Source organism: Mixta intestinalis (assembly GCF_009914055.1).
GTDB lineage: Bacteria > Pseudomonadota > Gammaproteobacteria > Enterobacterales > Enterobacteriaceae > Mixta > Mixta intestinalis.
This window is the reverse complement of sequence record NZ_CP028271.1, coordinates 4,500,434-4,515,054: the sequence shown is the minus strand read 5'-3', so window position 1 is coordinate 4,515,054 and position 14,621 is coordinate 4,500,434. Positions and strand designations below refer to the sequence as shown.

Here is a 14,621-nt window from a genome sequence, read left to right as displayed (position 1 = left end):
AGCGGCTGAGATGACGGTTAAACCCCCCTACCATGATAATAATTTCAGCAAGGAGCAATGTATGTCTGACATCATGCGTCCCGTCCCCTTTCGTGAGCTTTTAACGCGCATCTGCGCCGAGTATGAGGAAGATCGGGCCATTTTCGGTATCCCGGAAAGCGAGTTCTATGTCCGTCATCCTGAACGGCAAATTACCCTGTTCGGTGAAACCTGTGATACTGCGCTGGGTCCAGCCGCAGGGCCACATACCCAACTGGCTCCCAATATTATCGTCGCCTGGCTAACCGGCGGCAGCTTTATCGAACTGAAAACCGTACAGATCCTCGACCGGCTGGAGCTGGAAAAACCCTGTATCGACGCCAGCGATGAGGCCTTCAATACCGAATGGTCAACGGAGCTGACGCTGGATAAAGCCTGGGATGAATATCTGAAAGCGTGGATGGCGCTCTGGCTGCTGGAGGCAATTCTTTCGCCGCGTGACGGTTCGCAGGGCCGCTCGTTCATTTTCAATATGAGCGTGGGCTATGACCTGAAAGGCATTACCCAGCCGCCGATGCAGAAATTTATCGACGAAACTATCGACGCCGGTAAAACCGAGAAATTCAACCGCTATCGCGATGAGCTGGCGCAGTTTATCCGTCAGGGTGACTGGCAGCTGTTGAAAAAAGCAGACAGCGCGCTGCTGGAAGCGTTACCGGGTAAAATTTCTCCGAAGATGGTGCGCAGCGTGACGCTCTCCACCATGCACGGCTGCCCGCCGAATGAGATCGAGTCGATCTGTCAGTACATGCTGACGGAAAAAAATCTGCATACCTATGTGAAACTCAATCCGACGCTGCTGGGCTTTGAGAAAGCGCGTGAGATCCTTGATAACAACGGCTTTGATTATATATCGCTGGATGAAGCCTCTTTCGATCACGATCTGAAACTGGATCAGGCGCTGGCGATGCTGGAACGTCTGATCGCGCTGGGAGCGGAAAGAGAACTTTCCTTCGGCGTTAAGCTGACCAATACTCTCGGCACCCGCAACCATAAACATCGTCTGCCTGGCGAAGAGATGTATATGTCCGGGCGCGCCCTGTTTCCGCTCTCCATTAACGTGGCGGCACTGCTATCACGTCATTTCAACGGTCACCTGCCGATCTCCTATTCCGGCGGTGCCAGCCAGTTTAATATTGCCGATATCTTCGCCACCGGCATCCAGCCCATCACCATGGCGACCGACCTGCTGAAACCGGGCGGCTACCTGCGTCTTGCCGAATGCGCACGCATTCTTGACGGCTGCACCGACTGGGAATGGCGGCGGAAAACCATCGACGTCAGCAAACTTAACGCGCTGGCCGACCATGCGCTGAAAGCAGAATGGGCCCAGAAAGCCTGGAAAGGAAAAGAAGAAATTGATGCGGGTGGCCCTCTGCCGCTGACCGACTGCTACGTTGCGCCCTGCGTAACCGCCTGCGCCATCAAACAGGATATTCCTGAATACCTGCGTTTGGCAGGCGAAGGCCGCTACGCCGACGCGCTGGCGCTGATTTATCAGCGTAACGCTCTGCCTTCTATCACCGGTCATATCTGCGACCATCAGTGCCAGTACAACTGTACGCGTATGGATTACGAGAACGCGCTGAATATCCGCAAAATGAAAGAGATAGTGCGTGAGAAAGGCTGGGAAAGCTATCGCAAACGCTGGCATAAGCCTGCCGGTTCCGGCGATCGCCATCCGGTTGCGGTTATTGGTGCAGGCCCTGCCGGTCTGGCTGCTGGTTACTTCCTGGCGCGTGCCGGTCATCGCGTAACGCTGTTTGAACGTGCGCCGAACGCGGGCGGCGTGGTGAGCAATATTATTCCTCGCTTCCGTATCCCGGCGGAGCTGGTGCAGCAGGATATCGATTTTATTGCCGATCACGGGGTGAAATTCGTTTATGACTGCCCAACCAACCTCACCGTTGATGCACTGAAACGTCAGGGTTTCCATTACGTTTGCATCGGTATCGGCGCAGGTAAAACCAACACGCTGCGGCTGGCGGGGGAAAACCCGAACGTGCTGCGCTCGTTTGATTTCCTCGACACCTACAACCAGGGCAAAACAACCCTGCGCGGCGAAATCGCCGTAGTGGGCGCGGGTAATACCGCGATGGACTGCGCGCGCGCCGCATTGCGTATCGATGGCGTAACGGGCGTAACCATTGTTTATCGCCGTGAACGCGCCGATATGCCTGCCTGGCCGGAAGAAATTTCTGCGGCGGAAGCGGAAGGCGTACGCTTTATGACGCTGGCGAACCCGGAACGCTTTGAAGCTAACGGCGACATGCTGATCAGAGTGATGAAAGCCGGTGAGCCTGGTGCAGACGGACGTCGTCGTCCGGTTGAAACAGATGAAACCCGCACGGTGCATTTTGATGCAGTAATTACCGCGACCGGCGAACAGCCTGACGGCGATAAACTGCGTGCGATGGGCGTGCCCGTCGGTCAGGACGGCTGGCCGGTAGTCGATCCGCACACGCTGGAAACCCCGCTGGAGAATGTTTTCCTGATCGGTGACGTGCAGAGCGGCCCCTCCTCTATCGTGGCGGCTATCGGCGGCGCGCGTAAAGCTACCGACGCTATCCTTGCCAGAGAGAATATCGCCAGCGGCGAAACGCCTGCCTATTATCTCAATACCCATCCGCTGGATGTCTATGCACGGAAAGGCACCATCGCCGTGCGGCAGATTACCAGCGAAGCGGCGGATGCCTTCGCTCGTCAGGAAGCGGAACGCTGCCTCTCCTGTAACTACGTGTGCAGCAAATGCGTTGACGTTTGCCCTAACCGCGCCAACGTGGCGATTGCCGTACCGGGCTACCGTAGTCGCCATCAGATTCTGCACCTTGATGCGCTGTGTAACGAATGCGGCAACTGCGCCCAGTTCTGTCCGTGGCAGGGTAAACCCTACAAAGACAAGATCACCGTTTTCAGCCTGCCGCAGGATTTTGAAAACAGCACCAACCCCGGCTTCTTACTCGACAAAAATCAGGTTCATATCCGTCATCAGGGCAAGGTCTGGCATCTGCAACTGGATAAACAGCAACAGATTGTCGATCTGCCTGAGTCGCTGAGCGATATGGCCACCATCATTAACTACACTCGCCGCCAGCATGGTTATCTGCTGGGCGCCGTGGAGGAATAGCCATGCTGATACTGCAAGACTGTACCCTGGTCGAACTTTACCCTTCTCGCGTTGAGCGGGGCGTGGATATCGTGATTGACGGCGATAAAATCATCGCCGTTGGTCAGAGCCTGTCGGGTGAGTATCCAGGTGCGCAGATTAAGCCGATGAACGGTAAGCTGGTGATGCCGGGCCTGGTCTGCTCGCATAATCACTTTTACTCCGGGCTGTCACGCGGGGTGATGGCACCGATTCCGCCCTGCCCCGATTTTATCTCCACCCTGAAAAACCTCTGGTGGCGTCTCGATCGGGCGCTGGATGAAGAGTCGCTTTATTACAGCGGCGTGATCTGCGCGCTGGAAGCGATCAAAGGCGGCTGTACATCGGTTATCGATCACCACGCGTCACCCGCCTTTATTGCCGGTTCGCTGGCGGTGCTGCGTCAGGCCTTCCTCGATACCGGCCTGCGCGGTATGACCTGCTTCGAAACCACCGATCGCAACGGCGGCCTTGAAGAGCTGAAGGCCGGGGTGCAGGAAAATATCGCTTTTGCCCGCCTGATCGATAAAGAGAAACAGAGTAACCCGCAAAGTTATCTGGTTGAGGCGCATATCGGCGCGCACGCGCCGTTCACCGTCTCCGATGCCGGACTGGAGCTGCTGCGTGACGCCATTAAGGAAACCGGACGCGGCCTGCATATCCACGTGGCGGAAGATCGCTACGATGTGGCGCACAGCCATGATAAATACAGCCTTGATCCGGTGCTGCGGCTGGAGAAATTTGGCCTGCTGAACGAAAAAACGTTGATCGCTCATGGCCTGTGGCTCAGCGAACAGGAAGTAGAGTGCCTCAACAGCCACAACGCTTTCCTGGTGCATAATGCCCGCTCGAACATGAACAACCATGTCGGCTATAACCCGCATCTGCCGAAAGTGAAGTGGGCAGCGCTGGGCACCGACGGCATCGGTTCCGATATGTTTGAGGAGCTGAAGTTCGCCTGGTTTAAACACCGTGACGCCGGCGGCCCGCTCGGCACCGATCGTTTCCTGCAAATGCTGAATAACGGTAACGAACTGCTGACGCGCAATTTCGGTCAGTCCTTCGGACGGCTGGCACCCGGCTATACCGCCGATATTACGGTGCTGGATTACGCTGAACCGACGCCGCTTTGCGCTGACAACCTTGCCGGTCACATGGCCTTCGGCATGAGCAGCGCGGTGGTGGATACGGTGATTGTCGCCGGGCGTCGGGTCTATGAAGACCGCGCTTTCGCGCAGCCGATCGCACCGCTGTATGACAAGGCGCGTGTCGCCGCGAAGAAAATGTGGCAGCGCATGGCCGCAATCTAAGCCACCTATTTTACTCATCCCCAACGAGACCAATACCAGAGGCAACTCTGGTATTTTTTTGCCCGTTATTCCCCGATTCACCCCGTGATTCCCGGTTTGAGCCGCTTTCTCTCAAAGTGAGAAATTGCCGCTTTGCTGATAAGTGCTGAAATGTGCGTCATCTCTACCCTTCATACCTTTCCTTTTCCCTCTGTCGAATAACCCGTGACCCGTCTCACAGATATGTTGCTGCGCCAGCGATTTCCTACGCGCCTGGCACGGCTTACGCATAAAGAGACCGCGCCACAGGCGCTTTATGCTGATGAAGATAATCAGCCTCAGGGAGGCTTACGCCTTCGAATCGTAGCTCCATGAGGAACGTTGGGAGCCGTAAAGGAGAGATCGCCCCATGAAAGAATCTGCTGTTAACCCTTCACAACCGTTAACCCCGCCTGCGCCAGTTGATGAGGTCCTGCCCATCCCGCAGATGTTCATTTATGGCCTGCAACATGTGCTGGTAATGTATGCGGGTGCTGTCGCCGTACCGCTGGTGGTCGGTTCTGCGGTTGGTCTGCCCGCAGAGCAGATTATCCTGCTGATCAGTACCGATCTGTTTATCTGTGGTTTCTCTACTATCGCTCAGTCACTGGGCATTGGACGTTGGATCGGCTGCCGCCTGCCGCTGATTCAGGGCTGTACCTTCGCCGCGCTGGTGCCGATGGTGCTGATTGGTAAGGAGTACGGTCTCGGCGGAATATCGGGCGCGGTCATTGTCGCCGGGATATTCACCCTGATCTGTGCGCCGTGGATCAGCCGCCTGGTGCGCTTCTTTCCCAAGGTGGTGATGGGATCGATCGTCACGCTTATCGGTCTTTCCATTATGCCGGTTGCCGGTGGCTGGATTGGTGGCGGTAACAGCGAACTGAGCGATTTCGGCAACCTGCTCTCGCTGCTGCTGGCGGCGGTCACGCTGTTTATCATCCTTAATATCTATACCTTCGCTTCCGGCCTGATTAAGAATACGGCGGTTCTGCTCGGTTTGATTGCCGGTTCGCTGATCTGGAGCTTCTTCCGCCCGCTCGATTTCCAGTTAGTACATGCTACGCCCTGGTTTAATCTGCCGCAGCCGATGCGCTTCGCCACGCCGGAGTTCCATCTGCTGCCGGTGGCGCTGCTCTCGATGGTGATGGTGGTGGTAATGGTAGAAACCATGTCCTCGATGATGGCGACCGGGGATATCGCGGGGAAAAAAGTCGATCCGACCATGCTGCGCAACGGGCTGAACGCCTGCGGCCTGGCAACAACTATTTGCGGTTTGTTCAATCTCTTCCCCTACGCCGCCTTTGCACAGAACGTTGGCCTGATCGGTATGACCGGCGTGCGCAGCCGCTTTGTGGTGGCAGTATCCGGCATCATCCTGATTCTGATGGGGCTGTTCAGTAAGATGGCCGCGCTGGTGGTGGTGATCCCTAAACCTATCCTTGGCGGCGCAGGCATAGTAATGTTTGGTATGGTGGCGGTTTCCGGCATCCGTACGCTGGGTCACGTTAACTATCGTAACAATAACAACAGCATGGTGGTCGCGCTGACGCTCGGTCTGGGCCTGATGCCGGTACTGGTGCCGGGGCTGTTCGCTCAGTTTCCGCCGATGATGCAGCTCTTTTTACACAGCGGCATTACCATTGGTACAGTGATTGCGATCCTGGCCAACCTGACGCTGAACGGTGCAAAAAGCGTGAAGCCCGCCTGTAATACCTGTGAGCAACCCGGGCCCGATCCGCTGCCGTCAAATACCGCAGCCCGCGAAGTGGCGGTAAGAACGGTGCGTATGTGGCTGCTGCTACGTAAAGTACAGAAACAGCAGGTACAGGAGGAGTAACCGCATGCATCCCCGACTGTTGCGTTGGCTCTGTCGCCTGTTAACGCCGATTGCCATGCTGCTGGTTTTTGCCACGCTTTCAGAAGCAATTCGGCTGGGTATCGAAAGCCGCTTTCAATACCTGTTGCTGTTTATGTAAGCAAGACACCGACCGATGCCGTGCAGCGGGATAGCTGTCGCATCGGCCGTTTAACCAGAGTACCTGACACGTTTTCATCACGTCAGGGGGAGTGAAAATAATGAAAAAAGTAATGACCGTCTGTCCCTATTGCGCCTCTGGCTGCAAGCTGAGGCTGCTGGTTGAAGATAACCGCGTTGTCGGCGCGGAACCCGCAGCAGGAAAAAATAATCAGGGAACGCTTTGCCTGAAAGGCTATTACGGCTGGGACTTTTTGAACGATACCCAGCTGCTGACCCCGCGCCTGACCACGCCGATGATTCGTCGCCAGCGCGACGGCCAACTGGAGCCGGTAAGCTGGGAGCATGCGCTGGATTACGTGGCGCAGCGCCTCAGCGCCATCAAGAAAAAGTATGGCCCCGACGCCATTATGACCACCGGCTCCTCGCGCGGCACGGGCAACGAAACCAACTATGTGATGCAAAAATTCGCCCGCGCGGTGCTGGGAACGAATAACGTCGATTGTTGCGCACGCGTTTGACACGGCCCTTCGGTTGCAGGTCTGCACCAGTCGGTCGGCAATGGCGCGATGAGTAACTCCATCGTAGAGATGGAAGAAACAGATTTACTGTTTATTTTTGGCTACAACCCGGCGGATTCGCATCCGATTGTCGCTAACCGGGTACTGAGGGCGAAACAGAAAGGCGCTAAGATTATCGTCTGCGATCCACGGCGTATTGAAACCGCACGCGTGGCCGATTTACACATTCAGCTGAAGAACGGCTCGAATATCGCGCTGCTTAACGCCATCGGTCACGTCATCATTGAGGAGAAACTGCATAACACCAGTTTCATCAATTCACGTACCGAAGGTTTTGAAGAGTACCGTAAAATCGTCGCGAACTATACGCCGGAGTCGGTCAGCGAGATTACCGGAGTAAGCGCCGCAGAGATCCGTCGTGCCGCTCGCATGTACGCCAGCGCGCGTACCGCGACTATCCTTTGGGGCATGGGCGTAACGCAGTTCTATCAGGGCGTGGAGACGGTGCGTTCTCTCACCAGCCTGGCGTTGTTGACCGGTCACCTGGGCAAATACGCCACCGGCGTTAACCCGGTACGTGGACAAAACAACGTACAGGGTGCCTGCGATATGGGAGCGTTGCCGGATACCTTCCCCGGTTATCAAACGGTGACCGATGCGAAGCACCGGAAAAAATTCGCCAAAGCGTGGGGTGTGCCTTCGCTGCCGGAGAAACCGGGCTATCGCATCAGCGAGCTGCCTCATCGCGTAGAACATGGCGAAGTACGGGCGGCCTGGATTATGGGTGAAGATCCCTTACAGACCGACGCAGAGCTCTCTGCGGTGCGTCAGGCATTTGCCGATATGGAGCTGGTGATTGTTCAGGACATCTTTATGACCAAAACCGCCGCGGCAGCAGATGTCATTCTGCCCTCCACCTCATGGGGGGAACATGAAGGCGTTTATACCGCAGCGGACCGCGGCTTCCAGCGTTTCTTTAAAGCGGTAGAACCGAAGTGGGATCTGAAGACCGACTGGCAAATTATCGGTGAAGTGGCGACCCGCATGGGTTATCCGATGCACTACGAGAACACCCAGCAGATCTGGGATGAGCTGCGCGGCCTCTGCCCCACTTTTAAAGGTGCAACCTACGAGAAGATGGGCGAGCTGGGCTATGTGCAGTGGCCATGCCGTGACGAATCGCCGGAGGATACCGGCACGCAGTGGCTGTACGGCGAGAAGTTCGACCGTCCGAACGGGCTGGGGGCGTTCTTTACCTGTGACTGGCAGCCGCCGCAGGATAGCCTCAGCGAGGAGTATCCGCTGGTGCTCTCAACGGTACGCGAGGTAGGCCACTACAGCTGTCGCTCAATGACCGGCAACTGTAGCGCGCTGTCCACGCTGGCCGATGAGCCAGGCTACGTGCAGATCAACAGTAAGGATGCGGAACAGCTCGGTATCGTCAACCACCAGCTGGTATGGATCAGTTCCCGTGCAGGTAAAGTTATCGCACGTGCGCTGGTCAACGATCGTCCGAACAAGGGCGCGATCTATATGACCTATCAGTGGTGGATCGGTGCCTGTAATGAGCTGGTCAGCGAAAACCTTAGCCCGATCACGCGTACGCCGGAGTACAAGTACTGTGCGGTGCGTCTTGAACCGATAGCGGACCAGGCGGCGGCGGAACGTTACGTAGCGGAGGAATACCACAAGCTGAAAGCGCACCTGCGTGACAGCGCGCTGGTAGAGAGCGTTAAGTAGTAAAACCACCCTTGCCCGTCGCGACGACGCCTCCGTTGCGGCGGGCAAGGTGCTGTCGAATGCCTGTCGCGGCAGCGTTCACCTCACCCGCCCCGTTTTATCGACGGCGGTTTTTTGTTGCTGCCTCTGTTTATCTGAAGCGTTCCCTGTTCAGCCGTGTATTACGCCAAAGCGAATGCCATATTTGCGCACTTTGTACTGCAACGTGGTGCGTGAAATATTCAGGCTGCGTGCGGCGGCGGCGATATTGCCCTGATAGCTGTCCAGCGCAGCCTCAATCAGGCTTTTTTCATACTGCGCCACGCGCGCTTCCAGCGAGCCCTTCGCCTCATACATCGCGGCGGCAGGCGGGCGGTTTGTTTCAGGCTCCTCGTTATTCAGATCGAACCCGCTGTCCTCTTCAAAGACAATGGTTTTCAGCGGGCCATCCTCTTCCTGCATCACCATGCTGCGCACGATAGCGTTTTCCAGCATACGAACGTTGCCGGGCCAGGGATGGTTGACCAGCGCCAGCCGGGCCTTTTCGCTCAGGCCATAAATCTCCTGCGGCACATCGTTGCGGTATTTATCGATAAAATAGTTTGCCAGCAGCGGAATATCTTCCGGGCGTTTGCTGAGCGGCGGCAGGGTCAGCATTCCCACGCTCAGACGATAGAAAAGATCGGCGCGCAGCCGCCCTTTCTGGATAAGTTCGAGCGGCGCTTCGTTCATGGCGGCAACGATACGCACATCCGAGCTCTGCTGATGCTGGCCGCCCAGTTTCCAGAAGGTTTTCTCCTGCAGGAAACGTAGCAGCTTGCTCTGCATCTCCATCGGCATGGCATTCAGCTCATCGAGAAACAGCGTGCCGCCGTTTGCCAGTTCCAGATAGCCCTGGCTGTTCTCCGCGCCGGTAAAGGCCCCACGCACGCTGCCGAACAGCGTACTTTCAATCAGCGTCGGCGGCAGCGCGCCGCAGTTCAGGGCGATAAACGGCTTGTCGGCGCGCGGGCTGTACTGATGAATCAGGCGTGAAAACAGCTCCTTACCGGTGCCGGTTTCGCCAACGATGGTGACCGGAATAGCACTGGCCGCCATGCGTTTACCCTTTTCGATGTTGCTGAGCATCTCCGGGTTTTCGGTGACGATAGCGTGATGCTTCTCATGACGATCGGCATACAGCAGGCTGTTCAGCTCCACCACCTGCTGCTGTAAACGCCGCACGCCGGACATATCCCTGCCGATTTCGATAACGCCCACCATTTCGCCCTGGCTGTTATAGAGCGGTGCCGTCGAGTGCTGATAATCAACTGCCTGACCGCGCGCGTTGTAATAGATTTGGTAGTGGCCGATAAACTCCTCGCCGTTTTTCAGCGAAGAGAGCATGGTGCTCTGCGATTCCTTCATCGTCGGATAAACATCGAGCAGATGTTTTCCCATCGCCCGCTCAATGGTGTAGCCATCGAGATCGGCGCTCTCCTGGTTGTAATAAACGTATTCGCCGCGTTCATTAATGACCGCCAGCGGCTGATGAATCAGATCAAAAAAGCGGGAAAACATCTTCAGCGCAGCGGCCAGTTCCCGGTTAGTGGATGCCATAGGAATCATCCTGCGTCTTATCTGTTGAGACGCCATTATATCGGTGACGAATTTTCGTCACTATGATGAATAGCAAACTAAGTGACAAAATTTATCGCGGCCTGAAATATATAAACTATTGATTTTTATGGATAAAAAAAACTGGTACGGTTGTTGCCATAGAGAGAGGGAAAACTTTTATATGTAGACAATAAATAGATTGCAGAGGGTGTTATGTCCGATACTACTGTTCAAAACTATAACCAGTTGCGTCAACAGACTTTCGAAAAAGATCGTCGTTTCCAACAGCGCGATGGCCATCTCTTGTTTGAAGGCGTCGATCTGGATGAACTGGCTCGCCGTTACCCAACACCATTCTATGTTTTCTCTGAACCAGAAATCGTTCGCAACATCAAAGAAATCCAGCAGGCCTTTGCCGCACACAAAAATACCAAAACCTTTTTCGCATCTAAAACCTGTTCCGTCATGGGCGTGTTGCAGGCGATTCGTGATGCCGGTATCTGCGCCGAAGCTAACTCCCAGTACGAAGTGCGTAAATGCCTGGAGATCGGCTTCCGTGGCGATCAGATCGTTTTCAACGGCGTGGTAAAAAAACCGGCCGATCTGGAATACGCTATCGCTAACGATCTTTATCTGATCAACGTAGACAGCCTGTACGAACTGGATCATATCGATCGCATCTCCCGCAAGTTGAAAAAAACCGCCAACGTCTGCGTACGCGTTGAACCGAACGTGCCTTCCGCAACCCATGCGGAACTGGTAACCGCGTTCCACGCGAAATCTGGTCTGGATCTGGAGCAGGCGGAAGAAACCTGCCGTCGCATTCTGGAAATGCCTTACGTTCATCTGCGCGGCCTGCATATGCACGTTGGCGATCAGGTGCCGGAATCAGAACCTTTCGCTAAAGCCACCAAAGTACTGGTAGACGAATCCCGTCGCCTGGAAGAAGTGCTGGGCATCAAGTTCGATCTGATCAACGTCGGCGGCGGTATTCCGGTTCCTTACAAATATGATGAAGAAAACGGTAATCCGCTGGAAGACAATATGTATGCCGGTATCACCGCGCAGGACTTCGCTGACGCGGTGATTTCTGAAGTACATAAATGGCGTACCGATATCGAAATCTGCATCGAACCGGGCCGTAAAGTTACCGGTTCTGCTGCCGTGCTGCTGACCGAAGTCTCCTGTGAAAAACGCAAAACCAACTACGACCTGGACGGTAACGTCGAGTGCCACGTTGAATGGAAATTTGTTGACGCAGGCTACAGCGTGCTCTCTGACAGTCAGCACTTCGACTGGTTCTTCTATGTTTACAACGCTTCCCGCATCACCGAAGCGCACGACGACTGGATCAAACTGGCCGGCCCGCTGTGCGACGGCGGCGACTATTTCCACGTTGGCGTGAAAGGCGAAGAGTTCCTGATGCCGAAAACCACTCAGGTTGGCGATATCGTCGCCTTCCTTGACGCCGGTGCCTACACCATCGAAAGCCAGACCGTTTATAACAACCGCCCGCGTACCGCGGTGGTAATGATTGATAAAGACGGCAAAGACCGCCTCATTCGTCGCGAAGATACCTATCAGGACATGGTCGGTTACGACATCTATTAAGTATCCGTTTCTGAGGCCTTAACCGGTGTGGCGCAGCACTGCGCTGCCCGGTTTTTCAGGCCGTTTAAGATGGGCAGCGATGCCCCGACATAGTTAACAGGAGATAGCCATGAGTAGTAATAATTCTGGCTTACTGGGCATTAAAGACATTGTATTTATGAATGTCATTGCCATTCTGAGTTTGCGGCAAATTCCGAACGTCGCGCCCTATGGCGCATCCGCAATGCTGCTGTGGATCATTGCGGCCTTCTGCCTGTTTTTCCCTTTGGCGATGGTCTGCGGTGAGCTTTCTACCGGCTGGCCCAAAGATGGCGGTATTTTTGTCTGGATCAAAGAGGCGTTCGGCAAACGTATCGCCTGGATTGTCGTCGTCTGTTTCCTTTTTTCCTGCGTGCTGTTCTTCCCGCTGATGCTGCAATTCGGTTTTACCGCCATTGGCTATATGTTTGGCGGCGGCCTGGCGGAAAACAAAGCCTTTATCGGTATCGGCTCTGCGGTGATTTTCTGGCTGCTGACGCTGATGAATATCCGCGGTATGGAATGGACCAAAATCATCAACAGCGTCAGCGCCTGGTGCGGCGTGTTTATTCCTTCCGCCATTTTGATTCTGCTGGCGATCGTATGGCTGGTTACCGGTCATAAAATGCAGACCGACTACAGCACCGTGCATAACTGGATCCCCGATCTTAGCCACTGGGATACCATCGTTTTCCTTTCCAGCATGATGTTTGCCTTTGCCGGTCTGGAAGTGGCGCCGATGATTGCCGGACGTACGCGCAATCCGCAGCGTGACTTCCCGCGCGCGATGGCGGTTTCCGCTGCCGTCATCGTGGGTATCTATATGATTGGTACCTGGGCGCTGAACACGCTGCTGCCCGCTGGCGAAACCGACATAGTTGCCGGGGTGATGCAGGCGATGCAGGCTGCCGCTGCAACGCTGCATATGCCGTGGCTGATTCCGGTCATGGCGATCTGTATGTTCTTCGGCGCGCTGGGCCAGATTAACTCCTGGCTGGTTGGCCCGATCTATATGCTACAGGAAGCGTCCCGCGAAGATAATTTGCTGGGCGAACGCATCAGCCGTCTGCATCCCACCTGGAAAACGCCCGCCTTTGCGCTGACGGTGCAGGCGATTATCGTTACCGTGCTCTGCTTCTCGACCTTTATCTCTCCAAGCGTAGCCGCCGCCTACTGGATGCTGACCGCGCTGACGACCGTTACCTACTTTATCCCTTATCTGGTGATGTTCCCGGCCTTCTGGCGTCTGCGTAAAACGCAGCCGGATACGCCAAGAAGCTTCAAAATTCCCGGCACCATTCTGCCTGCCGTGCTGCCAGCCCTGGGCTTTTTATCCATCGCCTTCGCCGTTGCGCTGCTGTTCATTCCGCCTTCTCAGATCGATATGGGTGGCTACTTCCAGTACGCCGGAAAAATCGTCGGCGGTGCGCTGCTGGCCGTTATCGTAGCCGAATGGATCTATCACCGGGCGCAAAAACGCAATGCCCGCCTGGGCGTCGTGGGAGGAAAATAAGATGTACATGCCAGTTCTGGAAATTAACTTACGCAAACTGGAAGAGAACGCGCGCATCGAGAAGGCGCTGCTGGCAAGCAGCGGCATCGAGGTGATGGCGGTGAATAAAGTTTTTGACGGCTGCGTTGAAACCGCACAGGCGGTTTTCAACGGCGGCATTCAGGTAATAGCGGAATCACGCACCTATAACCTGAAAAAGATTCGTCATATCGGCTGCACCACCTGCCTGCTGCGTAGCCCGTGCCTGAGCGAAATCGAAGACGTGGTTCGCTACGCGGATATCAGCCTGAACAGCGATGCTACCGTGCTGCGCGCCCTGTCACAGGAAGCGCAGAAACAGGGCAAAACGCATCAGGTCTTGCTGATGGTCGATATGGGCGATCTGCGCGAGGGTATCTGGTTTAGCGACTACGCGACTATTCTCGATACCATCAAGCTGATTGCATCGCTGCCCGGCCTCGATCTGTATGGTCTTGGCACCAACTTTAACTGCTACGGCACCGTGCTGCCGACGGTGAAAAACGGCGACGATTTCCTGGCGCTGGCCGCGCGGCTGGAGGCAGACAGCGGTATTGCGATACGTCGTCTCTCCGCCGGTAACTGCACCAGCTATCATCTGCTGGATAAGGGTATCTGGCCGCAGGGACTGAACCATCTGCGTATCGGCGGGCTGCACGAGTTCGGCATCGAGTACGTGGAGATGAAATATCTGGATGAGTTCCATCATTCACAGAAACCGGTCGATAAAGCCTGCTCCGATATGTACATCCTGGAAGCAGAAATTATCGAGCTGAACAGCAAACCAACGGTACCGGTCGGCGAACTGGGGGTGGATGCGTTCCTGCAAAGCAAAACCTTTGTTGATAACGGCGTACGCAAGCGTGCACTGCTGGCCTTCGGGCGTCAGGATGTGCCTTCCGATAACTGCGTCCCCTGCGATGACACCATCCAGATTCTGGGACAGACCAGCGATCACACGCTGGTCGATATCGAAGATTGTCAGCAGCCGCTGAAAGTAGGTGACAAGGTGCGTTTTGAGCTTGACTATACCGGCCTGCTGATGGCCTGTCAGACCAAAGGCATCGCGATGCGGTTTACACGTTAAGTCTATCGCCGCGAGGGGCCGCTTCGCGGCGATAATATTACCTGA

The 14,621-nt window shown here is 55.4% G+C and carries 9 protein-coding genes; 8 read left to right on the top strand and 1 reads right to left on the bottom strand.

What is annotated here, in order from left to right:
* Positions 1-61: 61 nt before the first annotated feature.
* From ygfK to fdhF, 5 genes are all read left to right on the top strand, one after another.
* Positions 62-3,166: a putative selenate reductase subunit YgfK gene (gene ygfK, locus C7M51_RS20960; protein WP_160623397.1), complete on the top strand. Its 3,105-nt coding sequence runs from the start codon at positions 62-64 to the stop codon at positions 3,164-3,166.
* Between the two features lie 2 nt (positions 3,167-3,168).
* A complete protein-coding gene (ssnA, locus tag C7M51_RS20955; RefSeq protein ID WP_160623396.1) occupies positions 3,169-4,494 on the top strand; it encodes a putative aminohydrolase SsnA in 1,326 nt (441 codons plus the stop codon).
* Between the two features lie 388 nt (positions 4,495-4,882).
* Positions 4,883-6,352: a nucleobase:cation symporter-2 family protein gene (locus tag C7M51_RS20950; protein WP_160623395.1), complete on the top strand. Its 1,470-nt coding sequence runs from the start codon at positions 4,883-4,885 to the stop codon at positions 6,350-6,352.
* Between the two features lie 4 nt (positions 6,353-6,356).
* Complete coding sequence (locus C7M51_RS22620; protein WP_280116104.1) at positions 6,357-6,491, top strand: hypothetical protein; 135 nt, start codon at positions 6,357-6,359, stop codon at positions 6,489-6,491.
* A 100-nt stretch (positions 6,492-6,591) separates the two neighbouring features.
* Positions 6,592-8,751, top strand: coding sequence for a formate dehydrogenase subunit alpha (gene fdhF, locus C7M51_RS20945; RefSeq protein ID WP_160623394.1), 2,160 nt, complete (start codon positions 6,592-6,594; stop codon positions 8,749-8,751).
* 150 nt (positions 8,752-8,901) lie between these two features.
* Here the strand turns inward: fdhF and C7M51_RS20940 are convergent, their stop codons facing one another.
* Positions 8,902-10,329: a sigma-54 interaction domain-containing protein gene (locus C7M51_RS20940; protein WP_160623393.1), complete on the bottom strand. Its 1,428-nt coding sequence runs from the start codon at positions 10,327-10,329 to the stop codon at positions 8,902-8,904.
* A 213-nt stretch (positions 10,330-10,542) separates the two neighbouring features.
* Here C7M51_RS20940 and dokD point away from each other — a divergent pair, with 213 nt between their 5' ends.
* The 3 genes from dokD to C7M51_RS20925 all read left to right on the top strand — a co-directional run bounded on the left by dokD (position 10,543) and on the right by C7M51_RS20925 (position 14,576).
* The gene (gene dokD / locus C7M51_RS20935) at positions 10,543-11,940 is read left to right on the top strand and encodes an ornithine/lysine decarboxylase DokD (protein ID WP_160623392.1); all 1,398 of its coding nucleotides are present in this window, start codon (positions 10,543-10,545) and stop codon (positions 11,938-11,940) included.
* 109 nt (positions 11,941-12,049) lie between these two features.
* Positions 12,050-13,471: an APC family permease gene (locus C7M51_RS20930; protein ID WP_160623391.1), complete on the top strand. Its 1,422-nt coding sequence runs from the start codon at positions 12,050-12,052 to the stop codon at positions 13,469-13,471.
* 1 nt (position 13,472) lies between these two features.
* On the top strand, positions 13,473-14,576 hold the full coding sequence (locus C7M51_RS20925; protein WP_160623390.1) for an alanine/ornithine racemase family PLP-dependent enzyme: 1,104 nt from the start codon (positions 13,473-13,475) through the stop codon (positions 14,574-14,576).
* Positions 14,577-14,621: the final 45 nt, after the last annotated feature.